Here is a 23,919-nt window from a genome sequence, read left to right as displayed (position 1 = left end):
ATCGGCACTCTTTCCCAAATCGCGCGGTCTTTCACCTAAAAACCCACCCCGATCTCTCGGAGTGGGCAGGATCGCGGTATTTAGGTGCCTTATTCGGCGGCCATATCCGTTGCAGTGACGCCAGCCACTTTGACAGGCTTTTTCATGGCGTCGCGGCGGAACGGCTCGCCCAGCTCTTTGTTCAGGAGCACTTCGATGAAGGTTGTGACGTTGCCTTCCATCTGGCCTTTGACGGCCTCGTTCAACGCGTCTGTCAGTGCTTCCATGCTGTCGACCTGCACGCCTTTCAGACCGCAGGCATCTGCGATTTTGGCGTAGGAGACGTTGGTGTCCAGCTCGGTGCCGACGAAGTTGTCATCGAACCACAAGGTCGTATTGCGCTTTTCCGCGCCCCACTGATAGTTGCGGAAGATGATCATGGTCATGGCGGGCCAGTCGCCGCGACCGACAGAGACCATTTCGTTCATCGAGATGCCGAACGCGCCGTCGCCCGCGAAACCCACAACCGGCACATCGGGTTTGCCGATTTTTGCGCCGACGATGGCCGGGAAGCCGTAGCCGCAGGGGCCAAACAGGCCGGGGGCCAGATATTTGCGGCTTTCCTCAAAGGACGGGTAGGCGTTGCCGATGGCGCAGTTGTTGCCGATGTCGGACGAGATGATCGCGTTTTTCGGCAGGGCCGACTGGATCGCGCGCCAGGCCTGACGGGGCGACATTTTGCCGGGCTCCGCTGTGCGGGCACGTTCGTTCCATGTGGTGCCTGGATCGTCTTCCTCGTGGTCGAGCGAGGTCAGTTCCTGCGCCCAGGCCGATTTGGTCTGCGCGATCAGGTTCTTGCGATCCGCGCGGCCTGCGTCGCCTGCGCCGTCCGACAGTTTGGCCATGATGCCTTCGGCGACTTTCTTGGCGTCGCCGACGATGCCGACAGTGACCTTTTTGGTCAGGCCGATGCGGTCAGGGTTGATGTCGACCTGAATGACTTTCGCATCCGTGGGCCAGTAGTCGATGCCATAGCCGGGCAGGGTCGAGAACGGATTGAGGCGGGTGCCCAAAGCAAGCACGACGTCGGCCTTGGAAATCAGCTCCATCCCGGCTTTCGAGCCGTTATAGCCCAGCGGGCCCGCGAAAAGCGGGTGGTTGCCGGGGAAGGCGTCATTGTGCTGATAGCCGACGCATACAGGCGCATCGAGCGTTTCGGCCAGCTTGGCGGAGGCTTCGATGCCGCCGGCCAGAACCACGCCAGCCCCGTTCAGGATCACCGGGAATTTGGCGGAGGACAGCAGGTCGGCGGCTTTGGTGACCGCGTCTTCGCCGCCCGCGGGGCGTTCGAATTCAACGGCGACGGGCAGCTCGATATCAACGACCTGCGTCCAGAAATCGCGCGGGATGTTGATTTGCGCGGGGGCGGAAGCGCGGTAGGCCTGCATGATCACGCGGTTCAGCGTCTCGGCGATGCGGGATGGGTCGCGCACTTCTTCTTGGTAAGCCACACAATCGGCGAACAGGTTCATCTGCTCCATCTCCTGGAAGCCGCCCTGACCGATGGTCTTGTTCGCCGCTTGTGGCGTGACCAGCAGCAGCGGCGTGTGGTTCCAGTAGGCGGTTTTGACGGAGGTCACGAAGTTGGTGATGCCCGGGCCGTTTTGCGCGATCATCATCGACATTTCGCCGGTGGCGCGTGTGTAGCCATCGGCCATCATGCCGGCGGTCATTTCATGCGCGCAGTCCCAGAACTTGATGCCAGCGGCAGGGAAGATGTCGGAAATGGGCATCATGGCGGAGCCGATAATGCCGAATGCGTGGCGGATGCCGTGCATTTGCAGCGTTTTGACGAAGGCTTCTTCGGTCGTCATTTTCATGGAAATCTCTCCCTGGGGCGTGAGTAAAACGAAAGGCAAAATGGCCGGTGTTGTCGTTGCGGCTAATGTAGCGCGAAGAGCTTGTCCAGATTAGAGCCAGTTGCCCGCCTGCTTATATCCAAAATTTCTCAGAGATCGTAGGTTTTCATTAAAATTGGGACTTTTGTTGCGGCCGAATTTCTGTGGTTTCGTTGGCGCGGCAGTTTGACAAAGAATCAATTAATGAGAAGGCGAGTCTCACTATTGTGACGGGTGCTGGGCGATCGCATCTGCGATTTTGGCAATGCCGGGCGCGATTTGGGGGGCGGATATTGACGAATAGGCGAGGCGGTAGTGGCGATACACGCGGCCCGCTCCTTCACAAAATGGCGCGCCGGGTTCGATCAGGACGGAGTCCTCCTTGAGCCGCTCTGCCAGCCGCATTGTGTCGACCCCGGCAGGCGCGCGCATCCAGTAGCTGGAGCCCCCAAAAGTGCCGACCCCTGCGATTTCGAGCCCGTGGTCTTCAATCGCTTTGTCCATCAACCGGCGGCGGTCGTGAAATGCATTGCGCAAACGGCGCACCAGCGCGTCGTAATGTCCCAAGGAAAGGAAGTAGGCGGCCGTGCGTTGAACATGGCCGGGCGGGTGGCGCAGCACGGCTGAGCGCAGCGCGCGCGCCTCGCGAATGAAGGGTGCGGGGCCAACGAGGTAGCCCAGACGCAGGCCGGGAAAGAGCGATTTGGAGAAGGAGCCGACATAGATCACGCGCCCATCCTCATCGAGCGATTTGAGCGCGGGCGAGGGCGGTTTCAGGAAGGACATTTCAAATTCGTAGTCATCCTCCACGATCAGAAAATCGTCATCTCGCGCGCGTTTCAGCAGCGCCTGACGGCGATCAATTGGCATGGTCGCGGTGGTCGGACACTGGTGGCTGGGGGTGGTGAATAACACATCCGTCTCTGACGGGACCTGCTCAGGCGGCAGGCCGTGTTCATCGACCGATATCTTAACCCGATGGCAACGCGACTGCTTCAGGATCGCGCGCAGGCCGGGATAACAAGGGTCCTCATGCGTGGCCATCCGGCGCTGGGTCAGCAGGACCTGGGCGGTGAGCCAGAGGGCGTTTTGCGCGCCGACGGTTACAAGGATTTCATCTGGCTTTGCCAATATCCCGCGGCGCGGCAGGGTGTTGCGTGAAATGAATTCGATGAGCTGCGGGTCGTCGCGGTCCAGCTGATCTGCCGTCAAACTGTCAAAATCACGTTGCCCCAAAGCCCGGATTGCGCAGAGCCGCCAATTGGGGCGGTCAAACAGCGACGGGTCAACCTGACCGTAGAGAAACGGGTATTTATAGCTGCGCCAGTTGAGCGGTTTTTCGACCTGCAAACTGCCCGAATACCTGGTGCCGATGGCGCGGTTCCAATCGACAGTATCTTGGCTGGCGCGCCCCGTGATCTGCGGAGGTTCTGGTGCATTTTCAGAGACATAGTAGCCCGACCGCCCGGCGGAGGTGAGGTAGTCATCCGCCATCAATTCATTATAGGCCAGCGTCACCGTGATCCGGCTGACACCCAGATGCGTGGCAAGTTTGCGCGACGATGGAAGCTTTTCGCCGGGGCGAAATCGACCTGACAAAACCCCGCCCGCTACCAGTTGCTGGATCTGCTGCTGCAGGGTTCCTTCAAAGCTTGGATCGAGAAAGAAGGTTTCAACGGCTATCGACATAGGCTGGCTATATTTTGGCTATCTTCTGGATATAGCACCTAGAGGCTTGAAGCAAAAGCGCGCCCTTGAAAAACGTCCTTATTTACGAAGAATCCGGCGTACACTTTGCGTACACACCCCGTACACAGCCTGTCGTGACATCGTGTCGGGGCGTCTCAAAGGTTAACGGCTGCGGAATTTGAGTATTTTTGACAGAACGAAGCTGAAGAAGGGCGTTGTATCTCGCGCATATGTTTTGAACGATCATCTTAGCGGTGACGGTCCGCTTCGAGCCCAAATTACCATTTTTCTGTTAAGCGGCGAAGGTTCGCGTTCTAGAGCCTTGCCAGATCCTGCCGACGTGATGCATAAATAAGCACGGGTCGGCGATGGCGTCGCCAGCATGTATATGCATACCCATTTTCCCTTCCTGAACGCCGGGATTTTTCTTTGCTGCGGTGCAGTCGAGGAAGGTCGCCTTCTTCTGACCGCTTTGCGGCATGATGATGAAGGAGCCAGCAATGGATCGTCCAGAGTTTTACCGTTTCCATCAGGGTGAGAAGACCCTTCCGTTTGCGCCACAAGAGTATGAAGCTCGTCTTGCGCGCCTACGTGCAGAAATGACAGCCAACGGAGTCGATGCCTACGTTTTCACCTCGATGCACAACGTCGCATACTACTCAGGCTTTCTTTACTGTGCGTTCGGGCGACCTTACGCGCTTGTTGTGACGCAAAGCGAAGACATCACCATCAGCGCTGGGATTGACGCGGCGCAACCGTGGCGGCGCAGTCATGGCGATAACATCACCTACACCGACTGGCAGCGAAACAACTATTGGCGGGCTGTTCTGTCCGTAACAGGTGTGGGCAAAATAGTCGGGTATGAAGCTGATCACCTTACTCTTGCGCAGCACGATCTGATGCAAAGCTTCCTGACGCCGGAGGCAATGGTGGATGTCGCCCCGATGACAATGCGTCAGCGGATGCACAAGTCTGCGGCAGAGATCGCGTTAATCCGATCCTGTGCGCAAGTGGCCGACGTTGGCGGCTATGCGATCAAGGACGCTATCAAGGCAGGCACCCGTGAAATTGACGTGGCCATGGCGGGCCGTGACGCGATGGAGATGGAGATTGCCAAGCGATTTCCCGATGCCGAATACCGCGATACCTGGGTTTGGATTCAGTCTGGTATCAACACAGACGGGGCGCATAACCCAGTAACAGGGCGAGTGCTGCAACCAGGTGATATTCTCAGCCTCAACGCGTTTCCGATGATTAGTGCCTATTACACGGCGCTTGAGCGAACGCTGTTTGTTGAAAGGGTAGATCAAGCCAGCCTGAATATTTGGGAAGCCAACGTTGCCGCTCATGAACTTGGCATTGGCCTTTTGAAGCCCGGCACCAGCTGTGCGGAGGTAACAGAACAGATAAACACGTTCCTCGCCGAACGTGACTTGCTGCAATATCGCACCTTTGGCTATGGGCACTCATTTGGCGTGCTGTCCCACTACTACGGTCGTGAAGCCGGGCTGGAATTGCGTGAAGACATAGACACAGTGCTCACGCCGGGGATGGTGATTTCGATGGAACCCATGCTGACCGTTCCAGAAGGTATGCCCGGTGCAGGCGGATATCGTGAGCATGACATCTTAGTCATTACCGACGACGGAAACGAGAACATTACCGGCTATCCATATGGGCCTGACTTCAACGTCGTTGCCTTACGATGATGTAAGCGGGTTATGAAAAACTCTTGTGCTGTCACCTAAATCCGACCTTGGCGCAGCCACAGCGTATGGCAGCAAAGTCCGCCTAGCCGCTAGTTGAAAAGCCCGCACCTTTCGCAAGGTACGGGCTTTTTTTGTGCTTTTGGTTACTGGTTTTAGCCCATCACAGCTGTCAGTGCGCCGTCGACCGATGTCAGGATCTGGTCGATATCATCCTTGGTGGCGATCAGTGCGGGCGAGAAGCAGAGCGTGTTGTTTAACCCCGGTATCGACCGGTTGGTCATGCCGATGATAACCGCGTCTTGCTTCATGCAGTGGCCGGTGACGGCGGCGACGGTTTTCTCGGGCAGGGGTTCGCGGGTGGTGCGGTCGGCGACAAGCTCCATCCCGGTGAAGAGGCCCTTGCCGCGGACCTCCCCGATGCAGGCATGCTTGTCCTGCAAGGCGCGCATCTGGTCGACCATGTAATCGCCCATGGCCACGGTGTTTTCGAGCAGGTTTTCACGCTCGATGATCGCCATATTTTCAAGCGCTGCCGCCGGGCCTGCGGTGCAGCCGCCGAAGGTGGAGATGTCGCGGAAGTAGTTCAGGTGATCAGAAGTGTCGTCCTTGAACATGTCAAAGACCTCTTCCGTCGTGACGCAGCAGGAGATCGCGGCGTAGCCGGAGGCCACACCTTTCGCCATGGTCACGATGTCGGGCTTGATGCCGTAATGCTGGTAGCCAAACCATGTGCCGGTGCGGCCCACGCCGCAGACGACCTCATCGATATGCAGCAGGATGTCGTATTTTTTGCAGATCTCTTGCACGCGGTCCCAGTAGCCCGGCGGAGGCGTGATGACGCCGCCACCAGCGGTCACGGGTTCAAGGCAGAGGGAGCCGACAGTGTCGGGGCCTTCGCGCAGGATGACCTCCTCAATCGCGTTGGCGGCGGCGATGCCGTATTCCTCAGAGCTGAGATCGGCCATACCTTGGTCGCCCTTGCGATATTCAAGGCAGTGAGGCACGCGGATGAAGCCCGGTGTGAAGGGGCCGTAATGCGCGTTGCGCTCGTCCTGACCGCCACCTGACAGGCAGGCGATGGTGGTGCCGTGATAGTCGCGCTCACGATACAGGATTTTGTGCTTCTTGCCGCCGTAGCGCTGATGCGCGATCTGGCGGACCATTTTGAAGCCCTTCTCATTGGCCTCGGAGCCGGAGTTTGCGTAGTAGACGCGGCTCATACCGGGCATTTTGCTGAGCAGCTTTTCGGAGAACATCGCGGCGGGGATCGAGCCCACGGTGCCACCGAAGAAGTTCATTTTAACGAGCTGCTCGCGTACCGCGTCTGCGATGGTTTCGCGGCCGTAGCCCACATTGACGGTCCAGACGCCGCCGGAGACCGCGTCGATGTGTTCGCGACCGTGCTGGTCCCAGACGCGCAGGCCTTTGCCTTCGACAATGATTTTGGGGTCCGTGCGCGCGTCGCCTTCTGCCATGTAGCTCGCGTGCTGGCTGAGGTGGTGCCAGACATGGGCGCGGTCGGCCTCAACGATGCCAGACAGATCATTTGGTGTAAGCGTGCCGTCCATTGGAAAAACCCCCGGTTTGCGTTGCGATGCGGTGCGGGCCGCAGATCGAATCTGTGGCATGGCCCGATGATACCTTAATTTCCAAGCAGCACAGAGTTTGAGCAGAGAAATAGGGCCAGATCTTTCTAAGGATAGGTCCAAAAGACGCGTCAAAAAGCGACACGTGCCAGTTTTTTGGGCGGCATCCCAATAAAAATCAGGGGCTTAGCCGCGATGTTCATGTCGTTCTTGTAACAAGGCCAGCTTTGCTGCGTGGTGCGACATGATTGACTCAAGAGGGATTATTTTCCCCTGTATGCCAGTCCGCCCGCCCGAACCTCTGTTCCGGAGTTTCGAAATAGGCTGGCTCCGCGAAGCATAGTGATTGGCATTCGATCCGGCGCTGTGCTTTGTTTCAAACGCCCCGCTAACGGGCCCGAAGGCACAAAAAGCAGCCCCGGGCCACGCGCGGACACATAGTCGCTTGTTCAACATGGGAGATGAACACTTATGAAACTGACTACAAAATTGATGGGTGCCGTTGCTGGCGTCGCAATGCTGGCAGGCGCGCAAGCGGCTTCCGCTGATGGCCACGGCATCACCGTTGGCTACTTCCTCGAGTGGCCAATGCCATTCCAGTTCGCGAAAGTGAACGGAACTTATGACGAAGCGCTTGGGACCACAGTAAATTGGGTCGCCTTTGACACCGGTACCGCAATGTCGGCTGCCATGGCGTCTGGCGACGTTCAGCTGTCCGTCAGCCAAGGTGTTCCACCATTCGTGGTTGCAACATCCGCTGGTCAGGACCTGCAAATCGTTGACGTGGCTGTGTCCTATTCCGAGAATGACAACTGCGTTGTGTCCGCCGCACTGGAGATCGACAAAGGCTCCGCAGGCGAGCTGGCCGGCAAGAAAGTTGCTGTTCCACTGGGTACCGCGGCTCACTATGGCTTCCTGAAGCAAATGGACCACTTCGGCGTGGCTCTGGACAGCCTGACCATCGTGGACATGGCACCTGCTGAAGGCCAAGCGGCTTTGGCGCAGGGTTCGGTTGACATGGCATGTGGCTGGGGTGGCGCGCTGCGTCGCATGAAAGACTCCGGCAACGTGCTGCTGACCGGCGCTGAAAAAGAAGAGCTGGGCATCCTGGTGTTTGACGTGACCACTGGCCCGTCTTCCTTCCTGGCCGAAAACGCCGACATGGTCGCCAAGTTCCTTGACGTGACCGCTGAAGCAAACGCGATGTGGGCTGATGAAGCCAACCACGCCAAAATGCTGCCAGTGATCGCAAAAGACGCGGGTATGTCTGAAGAGGACACAATGTCGACCATTTCGACATTCGTCTTCCCAACTGTTGAAGACCAGCTTTCGGGCAAATGGCTTGGCGGTGGTGCTCAGGACTTCATGAAAGGCGTTGCAGACGTCTTCGTGGCGGCCAACTCCATCGACGCGGCAAAAGCATCCTATGCAGACAACGTGAACACCGGCCCGCTGGGTCAGTAAGCGTTTAGCGACCGAAGGAGGGCGGGCGCGCGGGTAACGCGGGCCCGCCCTTCCTTTTTCACCACATGTGCGACGGTAAATCCGAGAGGGGACGACTGTGGAAGGCCTTCTGATAGATGACATTTCCATGCGCTTTGACCTGCCCAATGGCGGTCATGTGCAGGCGTTGAAAAACGTCACGCTGGACATCAAGTCCGGCGAATTGATGAGCGTGCTGGGCCCGTCGGGCTGCGGCAAGACGACGTTGCTCAACATCGTGGCGGGATTTTTGGCGCCGACCGAGGGCACCATTACCCTGAACGATAGTGTTGTCACCGGCCCAAGCCCTGAGCGCGGCATGGTCTTCCAACAAGGCGCATTGTTTGAATGGATGAATGTCCGCGACAATGTCAGCTTCGGCCCGGATATGAAGGGCATGAGCCGCAAGGAAAGCGCTGAGAATGTCGAGCACCTGCTTGATGTCGTGGGCCTGTCGGATTTCAAGGAAAAAGCCGTCTACGAGCTGTCGGGCGGTATGCAACAGCGGGTCGCACTTGCCCGTTGCCTGGCCAATGACCCAGATGTGATCTTGATGGATGAGCCGCTTGGCGCGCTGGACGCGCTGACGCGAGAGAAGATGCAATCGCTGGTGCTGGACCTGTGGAAGGACACCGGCAAAACGATCATTCTGATCACGCACTCCGTCGAAGAAGCGCTGTTGCTGGGCGAACGGCTGCTCGTCATGGCGCCGCGCCCCGGCCGCGTGCACAAGGAATACAACTTGCCATTCGCTGATCTGGGCGTGGGCAATGACCTGCGAGAGGTCAAAAAGCACAAAGACTATAACAGCACCCGCGAAGAAATCCTGTCCATGATCTGGAACATGGAAGAAGAGATTATGGGCCGCACGGAGGAAAGCGCATGACCGGTTTGCTTGTCCTATTTCTGTACCTAGCGGCCTTTTTTGGCAGCTATCTGATCCTGTCGCGCCTGCTGAAACGCTTCTTCCAACGCGAAGGCTTTAACAAACTGAAGACCGTGACCTTCGGCGACGAAAGCGCCGTGGTTGCCAACCGGATCGCCAGCGTTCTGTCGATTGTAACGGTGTTTATGCTGTGGGTGGCGTTCACGAACTCCTCCATTCCCTTGCCGAAACTGCCGGGGCCGTTTTCGGGCGATGTGACCTTCACCTACACGGCAACTTTGGAGGACGGCACCAGCGATGATGCTGAGGTGACGATGCGGGTCTACCGCGAAGACATCCAGCAAACGGTTGATGCCGACGGCAACCCGGGGCGGGAACCGTCACCGGTTGAGGTTGAGCCGGGCGAGGGCTTTGCCAAGAATGACAGCCTGACGGTCGCACGCTACGGCTTCAAAGTGATCCCCGTCTGGAACAATGACGAGGTCAAGAAAGCCGACGGATCAACCATCACCGCGATCAACGGCCAGCCGATTGCGCCGGGCGAAAAGATAGAGATCCCCGAAGGTTTGGTTGGGTTGACCGACAAGGGCACGCCGACCTTTGAGCCCAAGACGGGCCTACGCATGGCGCGGCTTTACCTGCCCGCCCCGGAAGTGGTGCTGGAGCGGTTCATCCGCCTCAACAAAGAAGGCTATCAGGGCTTCACATTGTGGGAGCATACCTGGTTCTCGCTACAGCGGGTCTTGCTGGGCTTCCTCATCGGGTCGGTGATCGGCATCCCAATCGGCTACGCCATGGGCCTGACCAACTGGTCGCGCGGCTGGTTTGACCCGATTGTCGAATTCATGCGCCCGGTGCCGCCCTTGGCCTTGATCCCGCTGATGATCATCTGGTTCGGGATTGGCGAGGTGAGCAAGGTGATCCTGCTGTTCTTGGCGGCCCTGTGGATCATGATCATCGCGGCGCGCTCCGGCGTGTCGGGCGTGGCCATTTCCAAGGTGCATGCGGCCTATTCGCTGGGGGCGTCCAAGTGGCAAATTCTCAGCCGGGTCATTGTCCCGAATTCCCTGCCGGAGATTTTCACCGGCGCGCGGGTCGCCATGGGCGTCTGCTGGGGCACCGTTGTGGCCGCCGAGCTGGTGGCCGCGGAAGTGGGCTTGGGCAAGATGATCGTTGTGGCGTCTAAGTTCCAGCTGACCGACATTGTGATTGTGGGCATCATCCTGATCGGGGTGATCGGCTTCCTGATCGATGTGGGCGTGCGCGCCTTGGAGACCTGGCTGGTGCCCTGGAAAGGGAAGGTCTAGCCTCCCCTTGAAAAGCCATTCAGTCGCAAAATCACCGCCGCCCGTCGCAAACCCGGGCGGCGGTTTTGCGTGACGCCTATAGGAAACACGCATGTTTCTGAGCATCTTCGATATCTTCAAAGTGGGCGTCGGCCCGTCCTCCTCCCACACGATGGGGCCGATGACCGCCGCGGCGCGGTTTTTGGACCAATTGCGCACCGGGGAGCGCGAACCCGGCGCGGGCGATGTGGCCGGATTGGCGGCGTCCCTGCACGGCTCGCTGGCCTTTACGGGTAAGGGCCACGCGTCTGACAGGGCGGTGATGTTGGGCTTCATGGGGTTTGTCCCGGCGACGCTGGACCCGGACGCCGTGGAGGGGCTGATCGCGGATTTGAAGACCCGCAAATCGGTCGAGGCGGAGGGCCTGGGCGTGCTGTCCTTTGACCCGCCGTCAGATTTGGTTTTTGACTACGACCTGACGCTTGACGGTCACGCCAACGGGATGATCTTCAAAGCCTTCGACGCAGCGGGGAACCTGTATCTGCAGGAGACATATTATTCCATCGGCGGCGGTTTTGTGGTGGCGGAAGCCGAGCTGTCGGGCGTGCACACCGACCTGCATGCGCAGAAGGAAGAAGCGGGCTTCCCGTACCCGTTCGGCTCCGCTTCGGAAATGCTGGCGATGGGGGCTGCGTCGGGCAAAACCATCGCACAGATGAAAGAAGCCAACGAGCTGTCGCAGATGAGCCGGGACGCGTTGGACCGCGATCTTGAGACCCTGCGCCGCGCCATGTTCGATTGCATCGACCGCGGCCTGCGGATGTCAGGCGAGCTGCCCGGGGGTTGCGCGTCAAGCGCCGCGCTAAGCATATCCATGACCAGCTGAAGGCCGAGGAAGGGCTGAACCGCAGCCAGCCGCACACGATCAACGACTGGATGAGCGTCTACGCCATGGCCGTGAACGAGGAAAACGCCGCCGGTGGCAAGGTTGTGACCTCCCCCACCAATGGGGCGGCGGGTGTGCTACCGGCGGTGCTGCGCTATTACCGCGATCACTGCGTCGGCGCGTCCGAGGCGGGCATGCGGGATTTCCTGCTGACGGCTGCGGCGATTGGCGGGCTGATCAAGCACAATGCATCGATTTCAGGCGCCGAGGTCGGCTGCCAGGGGGAGGTCGGGTCAGCCTCATCCATGGCCGCCGCCGGGCTTTGCGCGGCCTTGGGCGGCACGAATGAGCAGATCGAAAACGCCGCTGAAATCGCGCTTGAGCATCATCTGGGCATGACCTGCGACCCGGTTGCGGGCCTTGTTCAGGTGCCATGTATCGAACGCAACGGGCTTGGCGCGATCAAGGCGGTCTCCGCCGCATCCCTGTCGCTGCGCGGCGACGGCACCCATTTCATGCCGCTCGACAATTGCATCGAGGCGATGCGCCAGACCGGCATCGACATGAGCACGAAATACAAAGAAACCAGTCAAGGCGGGCTGGCGGTGAATATCCCTGAATGCTGACGGCGCGTAAATTCCGAAGTCAGGGCAGCTTGCGCGGGCAGGAGCCTCCGGCGGGAATATTTTTGAAACAATGAAGGGTAGGTCCACCGCCCCGGTTCAAACGACCCGAGGCGGCTTCATCGTTTACGGCCATCGGCATTCCTGCCTGTACCGCCAAGGCAGAACAAACGATTCTCCCTAAAAGATCGTTATCGCTTCATTGTTTCAAAAATATTCCGGGGAGTCCGAAGGACTGGGGCAGAGCCCCCACCACCGCGGCGCGCGTAGCGCGGCGCAATCTCTTTACGGGTCAAGACGCCCGGTTCGGGCTTTCGCCATTTCCCGCATACGCGCCATCACATCGACGCCAATCTGCGCATAGACATGAAGCAAATCGACAAGCACCCAATTTTCGCGGATCATCCCATTCTCGACCCGCCAAAAATCAAGCGAGCGCATGGTGATCTCTTGCCCCGACGGGGCGATCCCAAGCCATCCGTCCCCCGTGATCTTCGCGTGCATTCCGGGCCATGCGGTGAAGCCGACATAGTCGCCTTGCGCGAAAAGATGGCCGGTCTCTTTGCCGCCGACCCGGTTGGGCATAGCGTTGAGAAACGGGATCTGATGCCAGTTTCTGAACCCTGCAATACCGCGCCCAGTACCTATGCCGGAGGGGCCATACCAGCTGGATTTCGGGTGCCAATAGCGCGGCAGATCCATCGCTTCGGCCCCGTGCTCTTTGAACCGGCCGAGCCCGACAAGCATATCATTGACCACCTGCATGGCCGCGCTGCCGTCACCGCTGACGCGCAACCCGTCCTGTGTTGCCGGACCGGGGACATGCCATTCGCGGCCAAGGGATGGTGACATCGGCCAGACGCCGGCTTGCATCATCACCTCAGGCAGGTCCCACAGGGCCTGCATCTCCACAATCTTGCCGCCCTCGATGCGGAAGAATTCGTGAAGGCGCATCGCGACCTGGTGGCCTGTGGGCGGGATGCCGAGCCATGGTTTTTGGAAGCTGCCCGTATAGTATCCGCAGCATCCAACCCAATGCGCGTCGCCACTATCGCCTTCCATGACGATCGTCTCGCGCCGTTCAAGATCGGGCCAGGCGGCGTGTAGCGGGGCAAGTGCTGTGTCATAAAACGCGGCGGGCCCGTCAAGCGTTTCAAACGGGTGGGCAAGGTGAACAGGCGCATCGGGCGCGAAGGCTTCCAACAGCGCGGCACGCGCGGCGTCAGGTTCAAAATCATAGAGTGCGTTGCGCAGAGCTGTCAGCGTCATGGGGCGGGGTAGGTCCTTGGGGAGAGGCCGGATTGGAACCAGCTGATGAAGCTTTCAATGGTGAAGACCGGCAGGCCGGTGGCCGCGCGGATATCTGCGGCATAGGGGATCATGTTCGTACATTCCAGCACGATAGCACCAAGGTCTGGATGTCGTGATGCGAGCTCCAGTGCGGCAGAAACATTGTCCGCGCGTGCGAGGGCCACGTCGAGCTCCAGCTCATTGCCCAAAATGGCGCGCGTGAACTCTTGGCCGCCCTCAGTTGAATGGATCGGGGTGCCCTTTGGCACACCTGCTTTGCTCAAATGCGCCTCAGTCAGGGTCGACGCGGAGATCGTCAAAATGCCGGCCCGTTTGCCCGCAGGCAGCACCGCGTTGACCATGGCGACCTGCATCAGGGACGAGGTCGCGACAGGCACGGGGACCGCCGCCGCCAGCTCCGCCTGATAGAGCGACAGGAACCCGCAATTGGTGGTGATGCCGTCGACACCGTCTGCCACCAGCTCCCTTGCGGCGGCGATGAAATTGTCCAAAAGCCCCGCAGCACCCTGACGCACCACACGGTCTGGCGAGGCATCCCGCACGATTTTGTAGTGGACCGGAAATGGCCAGGTCAGCGCGTTGCCCATATCGCCAGGGATGCGAGGGAACTGCGCGTCCAGCATCAAGATGCCGACGGATGCTCCGTAGATGGATTTACCACCCCGCACCTTCATGAAACCAAAACTTTCATAACCCCTCGCTTTCGCAAGAAGATTTGACACGACTCAGCCTGCGCGCGCAACATCTGCGGCAGGAATGGGGGCATAATGAAGAATGAGATGACCGGGGCCGAGGCCGCCGTGCGCATGTTGCAGGCCCATGGGGTCACCGACATGTTTGGCCTGTGCGGTGACACGACGCTGCCGTTTTACGACGCCATGTCCAAGCTTGATCACGGGATCACCCATATCCTGACGCGCGACGAACGGCATGCTGGCTATATGGCCGATGCCTATGCGCGCGTGACGGGCAAACCGGGCGTTTGCGAAGGGCCGTCTGGCGGCGGAGCGACTTATATTCTGCCGGGCGTGGTTGAGGCGAATGAAAGCTCGGTGCCGATTTTGGCGATCACGACGGATGTGGCGACCACCTCACGCGGGAAATACCCGCTGACGGAGCTTGATCAGGTGGCGTTGTTTCGGCCTTTGACCAAGTGGAATGCGAGCCTTGACGATGCGACGCGGCTGCCCGCGATGATGCGCGCGGCGTTTCGGGCGATGACCACGGGGCGGCCGGGGGCCACGCATTTGGCGCTGCCGTTTGATACGCAAAAAGCCTTTGTCGATGCGGGTGAGGTCTGGGCCGATGCGCGCCACCAAAGCTACCCGGCGGAGCGGGCGGCCCCCGATATGGACGCGGTGCGGGAGGCCGCGAAACTGCTGGCCGGGGCCAAGTCAGCGATTGCGATTTGCGGCGGGGGGCCGGTTATCTCCGGCGCGTTTGACGTGTTGCAGCAACTGGCGGGGATGCTGGATTTGCCGGTGGCCACGACCGTGTCGGGCCAAGGCGCGATTGCAGAGACGGACGCGCAAGCCCTGGGGGTTGTGGGATCGAACGGCGGCAACCCGGCGACGCGAGCCGTGGTAGACGCTGCGGATGTGATCTTGTTTATCGGTTGCCGCGCGGGGTCGGTGACCACGGAACGGTGGCGGTCACCCGCGCCGGGCAAGGTGATCATTCACATCGATAGCGATCCGATGGTGATCGGGGCCAATTACCCCACAGAGGTAGCGATTTGCGCCGATGCCAAGTTGGCTTTAGAAGCTTTGGTGCTGGAATTGGAACTGCTGGACTGCGCGGGCCAAGATGGCCGCACGCGGGCGGCAGCAGCTTGGGAGAGCAAGCTTGCGGCGTTTAACGCGCTTGCGGCCTCTACAGAAACACCGATTAGGCCTGAGGCGGTCGTGGCCGCTTTGATGGCTCAGCTGGATGAGGACGCGATCGTTGTGGCAGATCCGGGAACGCCATGCCCGTATTTCAGCGCGCATTACCGGTGGCGCAAGGCCGGGCGCAATTTCATCACCAACCGCGCGCATGGGGCCTTGGGCTATGCGCTTGCTGCGAGCATGGGCGCGCATGTGGGCAGGCCCGATGTGAAGACGGTGGCGGTGATGGGCGACGGGTCGTTCGGGTTTTGCTGCGGGGAGTTTGAAACGATTGTGCGCCACAAAATGCCGATCACCTCGATCGTGTTTTCCAATGCGACATTTGGCTGGATCAAGGCGGGGCAGGATAGCGGCTTTGGCAAGCGTTACTACAATGTGGACTTTGGGCGGACGGACCATGCCAAGGTGGCCGAGGCGTTTGGCGTCAAGGCGTGGACGGTGCACGACCCGCGCGACCTGCCGGGCGTCTTGAAACAAGCGCTTGCCCATGATGGGCCGACATTGGTGGATGTGATCAGCCAGCCGCTGCATGAGGCGGCAGCGCCGGTGTCGGAATGGGTGGCGTGAACCTGGATCAGACCATTGTGGGGTTTGACCTGTGGCATCTGGCCTTGCCGGTCACGACGCGGCGCGATCATGGCATCGGCTCCGTCGAGGGCGCGTGCGAGATCGTGGTGCTGCGCCTAACAGCAGAAGGCGGGGAGACGGGGTTCGGGGAGGCAAGCCCGTGGGTGGTGTTCACCGGGTCCGTTGAGGCGAGCTTTGCTGCGTTGGACCGCTACTTGCGCCCGATCGTGCTGGGTCGGCGGATCGGCGACAGCGCGGCGATCATGGCGGAGGCGGCGCGCGCCGTCGCGCATTGCTCGGAAGCCAAAGCGGCATTGGAAAGCGCGCTGCTGGATTTGGCCGGGCGTGTCTCTGGCGTGCCGGTTTGGGCGCTTTTGGGCGGCAAGTGCCGTGATGTGATCCCTTTGTCGGTCTCTCTGGCGAACCCGGATTGGGGGCAGGAACAAGACCTGTTGGCTCGGATCAGGGAGGATGGCATCGGCATCGTGAAAGTGAAAGTGGGCTTTGCCGATCACGCCTTTGACGTGATGCGGATGGAGGCTTTGGCGCGAGATTACCCCGATCTAGATGTGCGCATTGATTTCAACCAAGGGCTTGAGATCGAGGAGGCGATGGAGCGTGTTCTAGCGCTTGCCACGTTCAAGCCGAGCTTCATCGAGCAACCCGTGCGGGCGCATCAGTTCGATATGATGGCGCGGCTGCGGGCCGCGACCGACGTGCCGCTTTTGGCCGATGAAAGCGTCTTTGGCCCCGAAGATGCAGCGCGGGCAATCCGTGAGGGGATCGCTGACGGGTTTTCGATCAAGATCATGAAATCGGGCGGACTACGGCGGGGGCAAGATGTGGCCAAAATGGCCGCCGCCAACGGGTTGAGCGCCTATGGCGGCGACATGTTTGAAGCCGGGCTCGCGCATTTGGCGGGCGCACATATGATCGCCGCGACGCCTGAGATCACGCTGGGCTGCGAGTTCTATCAGGCGCAATATTACCTGCGCGAGGACATCTTGGAGACGCCATTCCCAAGCCAAGGCGGGCAAGTCTGGGTGCCGGACGGGCCGGGGCTGGGGATCAGACCTGAGCTGAACAAGCTTGAACATTATGCAGTGACCAAAAGAGTTGGCTAAAACGAATGCAAAACGATGACAAAATGTAAATGTATTGTTGACATAACGTCAAATATGACAATTGTGGTGCCAGAAACTGTGTACGGGACCCAAAAGAATCGTGAGCTATCAGCAGCCAATACAAGCCGACGAGGCTGTGCCAATGGATGATCTGGGCGTGAAAACCGTCGCGATCATCGGCGCAGGGATTGTCGGCGTGTCGACAGCACTTTGGCTACAGCGCGATGGACATAAGGTGATCCTGATCGACAAGGCGGGCCCGGCAGAGGGGACGTCTTACGGCAATGGCGGGGTCCTGGCCTCGTGTTCTTGCGTGCCCGTCACGGGGCCGGGTCTGATCAAGAAGGCGCCGAAAATGGCGCTGGACCCGAACCAGCCGCTTTTCTTGAAATGGGGTTATTTGCCCAAGCTTGCGCCGTGGCTGTTCAAATATCTCAGCCATGCAAATGCCGCTGATACCAAGCGGATCGCGGCGGCTGTGGCGGGGATTGTCGGTGACAGTCTCGCCGATCATCAAGCGCTTGCGGCAGGGACTGGGGCCGAGAAATGGATCGTGCCCAGCGATTACGTCTACATCTACAATGACCGGGCGCATTTTGAGGGCGACCGTTTCGGCTGGGACATACGCGCGACGCACGGCTTTGAGTGGGACGAGCTAGAAGGCGCGGCATTCGCTGATTATGACCCGATTTTCGCGCCCGCTTTGGGCATGGGCATCAAGATGGGCAATCACGGGCGGATTGCCGATCCGGGGCAATATGTCAAAGACCTTGCCGCGCATTTTGAACGCGAAGGCGGTGAAATACGCAAAGCCATGGTCGAGGATGTGATTGTAGAACATGGTGCGGCGACGGGCCTGCGCGCGGGCGGCGAAACGGTGGCGTGCGACGCCTGCGTGGTGGCCACGGGCGTCTGGTCCGGGCCGCTCGCCAAAAAGCTGGGCGTCAACGTGCCGCTGGAATCTGAGCGCGGCTACCATATCGAGCTTTGGGAGCCGAATTTCATGCCGAAATCACCTGTCATGGTGGCCTCGGGCAAGTTTGTGGCGACCCCGATGGAGGGCCGATTGCGGCTGGCAGGCGTGGTCGAGTTTGGCGGCCTGGACGCAGCCCCGTCACGCGCACCGTTTGAACTGCTGAAGAAAAATGCGATTGCCGCGATGCCGGGCCTGACCTGGGCGCGCGAAGAAGAATGGATGGGCCACCGGCCCGCACTGGCGGATCTCGATCCCCGTGATTGGGGAGGTTCCACGCGCCAAAGGCGTGTTCATGGGCTTTGGGCACCACCATATCGGGCTGACTGGCGGTCCCAAAACCGGCCGTTTGCTGTCGCAGCTCATTTCCGGGCGCAAACCCAACATTGACCTGCAAGCCTATTCGCCCGCACGCTGGGCACCTGATTGAGAGAGCACGAATGACCCCAAAACCGGGGCTGAAAACAACCAACCTGGGAGAAAGACCAATGAAGACATTTACAAGCCTGATGATGGCGACCGCGCTGAGCGCGAGCGTCGCACTGCCTGCCCTGGCCGACGGCCACGCGCAGAAATGGGACATGCCGATGGCCTACTCGGCGTCAAACTTCCATTCGGAAAATGGCGTGAAATTTGCGGATTGCGTGCGTGCTGGCACCGATGGCGCGATTGACATCACCGTGCATCCGGGCGGTTCGCTGTTCAAAGGGGCCGACATCAAGCGCGCCATTCAGACCGGTCAGGTTCAGATCGGCGAGCGCCTGCTGTCGGGCCACCAGAACGAGAACGCCGTCTTTGGTTTTGACAGCGTGCCGTTCCTAGCGACCTCGTTCGACGCATCGGCGAAACTGTTTGATGCAGCCAAGCCGAAACTGGAAGAGATCCTGGCCGACCAAAACCTGACGCTGATCTATTCCGTTCCGTGGCCGCCGCAGGGTCTGTATTTCAAGAAGGAAGTGAACTCTGTTGCTGATATGGCGGGGGTCAAGTTCCGGTCCTACAACAACGCGACCGCGCGGTTGGCTGAGCTGACCGGCATGCTTCCTGTGACCATCGAGGCCGCTGAGATTTCGCAGGCCTTTGCAACGGGTGTGGCGGAATCGATGATCTCGTCTGGTGCGACCGGCTATGACCGCAAAGTGTGGGAATCGCTGACCCATTTCTACGAAGTGGACGCCTGGCTGCCCTATAACCACGTGATGGTGAACAGTGACGCCTGGGGTGGGCTTGATGCCGACACGCAAGCCGCCGTGATGGCTTGCGGCGCGACAGCTGCGGCTGAGGGTTTGGAAGCGTCCAAGGCCTATACTCAGTTCACGCTGGACGGGTTGAAAGACGGCGGGATGACCGTTGGTCGCGCTGGTGACCAGCTGGTGTCTGACCTTCAGGGCGTGGGTGAAACCATGACCGCTGAATGGCTGGAAGCCGCAGGCGATGATGGCGCTGCCATCGTGGATGCGTTCAAGAACTAAGAAACCTACAAGCGCCCCGGCCCGATCAAGCCGGGGCGCTTTCTTTTCCAAAATTGGGGACGGGGATGTTACGCAAATCATTGGATGGGCTCTACACGGCAGCGGGTGTGCTGGCGGCGTTATGCCTGATCGTCATTCTGGGCCTGATTGTGGTGCAGATGGTTGCGCGCTGGACGGGTGAGGTCTTCCCGGGGGCGCCGGATTATGCGGGCTATGCGATGGCGGCGGCCTCCTTCCTGGCCTTTGCCCATGCGCTGAACAAAGGCAGCCATATCCGGGTGTCGATCCTGCTGAACGCGGTGGGGGAACGGACAAAATACTGGCTAGAGGTCTGGTGCTTTGGCGTGGCGACCGCCGTGTGCTGGTACATTGCCTATTACATCTGGGTCATGCGCGGCTATGCGATCCGGTTCAACGACGTCAGCCAGGGCCAGGACGCGACCCCGATCGCGGTGGCGCAGTTTCCGATCCTCGTGGGCTCGATCATCTTGGCGATTGCGGTGACGGATAACCTGATCTCGCTGTTCATAAACGGCAAACACAACATCGTGCGCGATGTAAGCGACACGCAGGCGGAGTAGGGCGCATGGATCAGGCTTACGTCATCATTTTATTTCTTTTCGTTCTTTTCGCGCTTTTGGGCACCGGCGTCTGGGTTGGACTTGCCTTGGTAGGCGTGGCTTTTGTGGGCATGGAGCTGTTCGCCTCGTCCGGCTCCACCGGCGACCGTATGGCCACCGAGCTTTGGAGCGCATCGTCAAGCTGGACGCTGACCGCCTTGCCGATGTTCATCTGGATGGGTGAAATCCTGTTCCGAACGCGGCTGTCACAAGACATGTTCAACGGGCTCAGCCCGTGGCTCGCGAAGCTACCGGGCGGGTTGGTGCACACAAATATCATCGGCTGCACCGTCTTCGCGGCTGTGTCGGGGTCCTCTGCGGCGACGCTGACGACCGTGGGCAAGATGTCGATCCCGGAGCTGCGCAAGCGCGACTATCCGGAGCATATGGTTATCGGCACGCTTGCGGGCGCCGCCACATTGGGGCTGATGATCCCGCCCTCGCTGGCGCTGATTGTCTACGGGGTTTCAATCAACGAAAGCATCATCAAGCTGTTCTTTGCGGGCGTGCTTCCGGGGTTGGTTCTGGCGGGCATGTTCATGGCCTATGTCGCCGGGTACTCGTTCATTTCCAAGGACTGGTCGCCGATCCAGGAGACGGGGATGAGCATCGCCGACAAGATCAAGAACTCCCGCTTTTTGATCCCTGTGATGTTGCTGATTGTCGCCGTGATCGGTTCCATGTTCATGGGGATTGCGACGGCAACTGAGGCGGCGGCCATCGGCGTGATTGGGGCCTTGGTTCTGGCCGCGGTGCAAGGCTCGCTGAACTGGTCCACCTTCACGGAAAGCCTGATGGGGGCGACGCGGACCTCGGCGATGATTGCGCTGATCCTTGCGGGGGCGGCGTTCTTGAAGATGGCAATGGGGTTCACTGGGTTGCCGCGCGAGTTGGCGGATTCCATCGCGGCGATGGAGCTGTCGCGCTTCCAATTGCTGATGGCGCTGTTAGTCTTCTACATCGTGCTGGGGTGCTTTCTGGACGGTATTTCCGCGATTGTTTTGACCATGGCGGTGGTCGAGCCGATGGTGCGCGAAGCGGGCATCGACATGATCTGGTTCGGAATTTTCGTGGTCGTCGTCGTGGAGATGGCGCAGATCACGCCGCCGATTGGCTTCAACCTGTTCGTGCTGCAAGGCATGACCAATCATGAAATGGGCTACATCGCCAAAGCGGCGATCCCGATGTTTTTGATCATGGTGGTGATGGTCTTCGTGCTGATCCTGTTCCCCGACCTAGCCACCTGGCTGCCGGAGAATGTGCGGCAAGGCCCCAGATGATGCTGAGATGGCTTGCGGACCGGGGCCCTTGGGTTCTGGTCGCGGGCATTTTAGCGGGGCTTTTGCTGCCGGGGTTAGCGGCGCTGCTGGTTCCCTACATCCCGCATATGGTGGCGGGGCTGTTGTTTCTATCGGCATTGCGGATTGGGCCCGCGCGGATGCGCGCCTCGATGAAGGGCAATTTGTGGGCGACATTGGCGGTGCTGCTGCTGGCGCAATTGGTCTTTCCGCTTGCTGCGATTGCGGTGATGGCGGCGTTTGGCTGGTTGGGCAGCCCGTTTGCCTTGGCCTTTGTGATCATCGCCATGGCGTCATCGATCTCGGGCGCGCCGAACATGGTGGCGATGATGGGGTTCGCGCCGGAAACGTCGATGCGGTTTTTGCTTGTCGGGACCGCCATTTTGCCCGTGACGGTGATCCCGGTTTTGTGGCTGATGCCCGCTTTGGGCGGGTTTGCGGAGGTGATGCTTGCGGCCCTTCGCCTGCTGGTGGTCATCGGGCTATCGTCGCTTTTGGCCTTTCTGATCCGCGGGTTCGTCTGGCGCGACCCCAGCGCGGAGGAGTTGCGCAGCATCGACGGCGTGTCGGCCCTATTGCTGGCGGTTATCGTGGTGGGGTTGATGTCGGCGGTGAACGCCGCCCTGATTGACGCGCCGCGTCTGTTCTGGCTGTGGCTGGGCTTCGTCATGGTGGTCAATTTTGGCCTGCAAGGGATTGCATTTTTGGGGCTGCGCGGTGGGGCCGATACTGACCAGGTTGCGGCGCTGACGGTGATGGCGGGCAACCGAAACATTGCGCTGTTTTTGGTGGCCTTGCCGGAGGCAGTGACCGCGCCGTTGTTGATCTTTATTGGTTGCTACCAGATCCCGATGTATCTGACCCCGCTGGTGACGGGCCGCGTGCTGAAAGGACTGGACCGCGGCGTTGGGTGAGGTCACTCTGCGCGCCAGGCAAGGGAGAACACTCATATGAAAAAGATCGTACTGACAGGCGCCAATGGCAATCTGGGGCAAGAGCTGCGCGGCATGTTGGCCGGGCTCTGCGAAGAGCTGGTATCCACCGATATTGCTGAAAGCGGCGGCGATCTGCATGCAAATGAGACCTTCGTTCAGGCCGATCTTTCGTCCATGGAGGCGATCCGTCCGCTGCTGGTTGGCGCGGATATGGTCGTGCATTTCGGTGCCATTGTGGATGAACTGCCCTTTGATCAGATGTGGGGGCCGAATTTCATGGGGTCCTACAATATCTGGGAAAGCGCGCGGCAATTGGGGGTTCGGCGTGTGATCTACGCGTCCTCCATCCATGCGATGGGGATGTATCCCAAGACGACGCGGATCGATACGGAGATGCCGCATCGGCCCGACACCTATTACGGTTTTGCCAAGTGCTTCACCGAGGATCTGGGCCGCATGTATTGGGAGAAGGAAGGTATCGAAAGTGTGCATCTGCGGATCTATTCCGCGACCTCCAAACCCGGAAATGCGCGTGCGCTGGGCTCATGGTTGAGCTTTGACGACCTGCGCCAGCTGGTGGCGCGCAGCATCGACACGCCGCATGTGGGGTTCACTGTGGTCTACGGTGTATCGAACAATGACCGTTGCCCTGTCGACAATTCGGCGGCGGCCTTTTTGGGGTACCGACCGAAGGACAATGCAGAAGCGTTTGCGGAAGAAGTGTTCGCGAAAGAACCGCCTGCGGATCATTCCGATCTTGCGCAGACCTGCCATGGCGGGCCGTTTGCCTCAGCCGTTTTGGGGGTGTCGCCGATGGCGAAGATGGCAATACCTGACAAGGAGTGAGGGGGCTCTGCCCCCGGCTTCGCCTCCCCCGGAATATTTTTGAAACAATGAAGAGCGGTCAGGGGCTGCGGGCGATCTCGGTCTTCCAGCGTTTGCATTTGTTCTGGATCGGCTGTGATGGCACCGCATCGGTGTAAAATCGCGTGATGTCTTTGAGCGAAGCGATGCGGACCGGGGCTGCGCGACTGAATTTGGTGTGGTCAGCGACGAGGAAGCGTTCGCGCGATTGCGCAATGATGGTTTGGCTGACGCCCACCTCGGCGATGTCAAAATCCAGAATGTCGCCATCCTGATCCAGGCCGGAGCAGCCGATCACTGCGTAGTCAAATTTGAAGGCCTGGATCATTTGCACGGTTTGCGGCCCTGTCAGCCCGCCATCTGAACGACGCAGAATGCCGCCGGCGACGATGACTTCGCAGGTCTGATTTGCCGCGAGGATCTGGGTGATGTTCATGTTATTGGTCACGACCATCAGGTTGCGATGGGTGAGAAGTTCACGCGCGACGGCCTCCGTGCTGGTGCCGATATTGAGAAAGACAGAAGCGTTGTCGGGAATGTCGGCGGCGCAGCGTTTGGCAATGGCGGCTTTGGCAGCTCGGTTGAGGTCCTGCCGCTCGGAATAGCCGATATTGGTGACCCCGGAGGGCAGGATCGCGCCGCCATGGACACGGTCGAGCTTGCCCGCATCGGCCAGCTGCGTGAGGTCTTTGCGGATCGTTTGAACGGAGGTGTTCAACCGCGCCGCGAGGTCATCGACGGAGACGCGCCCTTCGCTTTGAGCGATCTCCAGAATGTCGGAATGGCGAAAATTGAGGGTCATGATCTTTCAATACGAAGCTAAACCGAAACATAACCTTGACGAA

General features: G+C 59.7%; 17 protein-coding genes and 2 pseudogenes. 13 read left to right on the top strand and 6 right to left on the bottom strand.

Annotated elements, in window-relative coordinates; all coding sequences use genetic code 11:
* Nucleotides 1-89: 89 nt before the first annotated feature.
* Nucleotides 90-1,859 carry a sulfoacetaldehyde acetyltransferase gene (xsc, locus tag ACZ1G7_RS10475; protein ID WP_472659353.1) on the bottom strand — a complete coding sequence of 590 codons (1,770 nt, stop codon included), beginning with the start codon at nt 1,857-1,859 and terminating at the stop codon, nt 90-92.
* Between the two features lie 240 nt (nt 1,860-2,099).
* A complete protein-coding gene (gene pdxR / locus ACZ1G7_RS10470; protein ID WP_472659352.1) occupies nt 2,100-3,566 on the bottom strand; it encodes a MocR-like pyridoxine biosynthesis transcription factor PdxR in 1,467 nt (488 codons plus the stop codon).
* Between the two features lie 500 nt (nt 3,567-4,066).
* On the opposite strand from pdxR, the gene ACZ1G7_RS10465 reads away from it, so the two are divergent.
* On the top strand, nt 4,067-5,275 hold the full coding sequence (locus ACZ1G7_RS10465; RefSeq protein WP_472659351.1) for an aminopeptidase P family protein: 1,209 nt from the start codon (nt 4,067-4,069) through the stop codon (nt 5,273-5,275).
* 152 nt (nt 5,276-5,427) lie between these two features.
* Here ACZ1G7_RS10465 and ACZ1G7_RS10460 read toward each other — a convergent pair whose 3' ends face one another.
* Nucleotides 5,428-6,843: an aminotransferase family protein gene (locus ACZ1G7_RS10460; protein WP_472663714.1), complete on the bottom strand. Its 1,416-nt coding sequence runs from the start codon at nt 6,841-6,843 to the stop codon at nt 5,428-5,430.
* Nucleotides 6,844-7,332: 489 nt separating this feature from the next.
* Here ACZ1G7_RS10460 and ACZ1G7_RS10455 point away from each other — a divergent pair, with 489 nt between their 5' ends.
* The 4 genes and pseudogenes from ACZ1G7_RS10455 to ACZ1G7_RS10440 all read left to right on the top strand — a co-directional run bounded on the left by ACZ1G7_RS10455 (nt 7,333) and on the right by ACZ1G7_RS10440 (nt 12,027).
* Nucleotides 7,333-8,325 (top strand): taurine ABC transporter substrate-binding protein, encoded by a 993-nt coding sequence (locus ACZ1G7_RS10455; RefSeq protein WP_472659350.1) that lies wholly within the window; start codon nt 7,333-7,335, stop codon nt 8,323-8,325.
* 97 nt (nt 8,326-8,422) lie between these two features.
* Nucleotides 8,423-9,229, top strand: coding sequence for an ABC transporter ATP-binding protein (locus tag ACZ1G7_RS10450; protein ID WP_472659349.1), 807 nt, complete (start codon nt 8,423-8,425; stop codon nt 9,227-9,229).
* Nucleotides 9,230-9,234: 5 nt separating this feature from the next.
* Nucleotides 9,235-10,536 (top strand): ABC transporter permease, encoded by a 1,302-nt coding sequence (locus ACZ1G7_RS10445; protein WP_472663713.1) that lies wholly within the window; start codon nt 9,235-9,237, stop codon nt 10,534-10,536.
* Nucleotides 10,537-10,627: 91 nt separating this feature from the next.
* Nucleotides 10,628-12,027 (top strand): annotated as a pseudogene (locus ACZ1G7_RS10440) (L-serine ammonia-lyase).
* A gap of 282 nt (nt 12,028-12,309) precedes the next feature.
* Here the strand turns inward: ACZ1G7_RS10440 and ACZ1G7_RS10435 are convergent.
* Both ACZ1G7_RS10435 and ACZ1G7_RS10430 read right to left on the bottom strand, forming a co-directional pair.
* The gene (locus ACZ1G7_RS10435) at nt 12,310-13,293 is read right to left on the bottom strand and encodes an ester cyclase (protein ID WP_472659348.1); all 984 of its coding nucleotides are present in this window, start codon (nt 13,291-13,293) and stop codon (nt 12,310-12,312) included.
* Nucleotides 13,290-14,009, bottom strand: coding sequence for an aspartate/glutamate racemase family protein (locus tag ACZ1G7_RS10430; RefSeq protein WP_472659347.1), 720 nt, complete (start codon nt 14,007-14,009; stop codon nt 13,290-13,292). Before ACZ1G7_RS10430 ends, ACZ1G7_RS10435 begins: the two co-directional genes overlap by 4 nt.
* A gap of 93 nt (nt 14,010-14,102) precedes the next feature.
* On the opposite strand from ACZ1G7_RS10430, the gene ACZ1G7_RS10425 reads away from it, so the two are divergent.
* The 8 genes and pseudogenes from ACZ1G7_RS10425 (at nt 14,103) to ACZ1G7_RS10390 (ending at nt 23,056) form a co-directional block, all read left to right on the top strand.
* A complete protein-coding gene (locus ACZ1G7_RS10425) occupies nt 14,103-15,788 on the top strand; it encodes a thiamine pyrophosphate-binding protein (RefSeq protein ID WP_472659346.1) in 1,686 nt (561 codons plus the stop codon).
* Nucleotides 15,776-16,912, top strand: a complete 1,137-nt coding sequence (locus ACZ1G7_RS10420) for an enolase C-terminal domain-like protein (RefSeq protein WP_472659345.1) — start codon at nt 15,776-15,778, stop codon at nt 16,910-16,912. Before ACZ1G7_RS10425 ends, ACZ1G7_RS10420 begins: the two co-directional genes overlap by 13 nt.
* Before the next feature lie 142 nt (nt 16,913-17,054).
* Nucleotides 17,055-18,315 (top strand): annotated as a pseudogene (locus ACZ1G7_RS10415) (NAD(P)/FAD-dependent oxidoreductase).
* Nucleotides 18,316-18,373: 58 nt separating this feature from the next.
* On the top strand, nt 18,374-19,357 hold the full coding sequence (locus tag ACZ1G7_RS10410; protein WP_472659344.1) for a TRAP transporter substrate-binding protein: 984 nt from the start codon (nt 18,374-18,376) through the stop codon (nt 19,355-19,357).
* 65 nt (nt 19,358-19,422) lie between these two features.
* Nucleotides 19,423-19,938 (top strand): TRAP transporter small permease, encoded by a 516-nt coding sequence (locus ACZ1G7_RS10405; protein WP_472659343.1) that lies wholly within the window; start codon nt 19,423-19,425, stop codon nt 19,936-19,938.
* 5 nt (nt 19,939-19,943) lie between these two features.
* Complete coding sequence (locus tag ACZ1G7_RS10400; RefSeq protein ID WP_472659342.1) at nt 19,944-21,257, top strand: TRAP transporter large permease; 1,314 nt, start codon at nt 19,944-19,946, stop codon at nt 21,255-21,257.
* Nucleotides 21,257-22,189 (top strand): hypothetical protein, encoded by a 933-nt coding sequence (locus tag ACZ1G7_RS10395; RefSeq protein ID WP_472659341.1) that lies wholly within the window; start codon nt 21,257-21,259, stop codon nt 22,187-22,189. The genes ACZ1G7_RS10400 and ACZ1G7_RS10395 overlap by 1 nt, the downstream gene beginning before the upstream one ends.
* A 36-nt stretch (nt 22,190-22,225) precedes the next feature.
* The gene (locus ACZ1G7_RS10390; protein ID WP_472659340.1) at nt 22,226-23,056 is read left to right on the top strand and encodes an NAD-dependent epimerase/dehydratase family protein; all 831 of its coding nucleotides are present in this window, start codon (nt 22,226-22,228) and stop codon (nt 23,054-23,056) included.
* A 58-nt stretch (nt 23,057-23,114) separates the two neighbouring features.
* Here the strand turns inward: ACZ1G7_RS10390 and ACZ1G7_RS10385 are convergent, their stop codons facing one another.
* Nucleotides 23,115-23,876 carry a DeoR/GlpR family DNA-binding transcription regulator gene (locus ACZ1G7_RS10385; protein ID WP_472659339.1) on the bottom strand — a complete coding sequence of 254 codons (762 nt, stop codon included), beginning with the start codon at nt 23,874-23,876 and terminating at the stop codon, nt 23,115-23,117.
* Nucleotides 23,877-23,919 lie beyond the last annotated feature (43 nt).

This window comes from Litoreibacter sp. JB4-2 (genome assembly GCF_055693445.1).
Note: the sequence above shows the minus strand (reverse complement) of the source record. Positions and strands in the feature narration are given on the sequence as shown.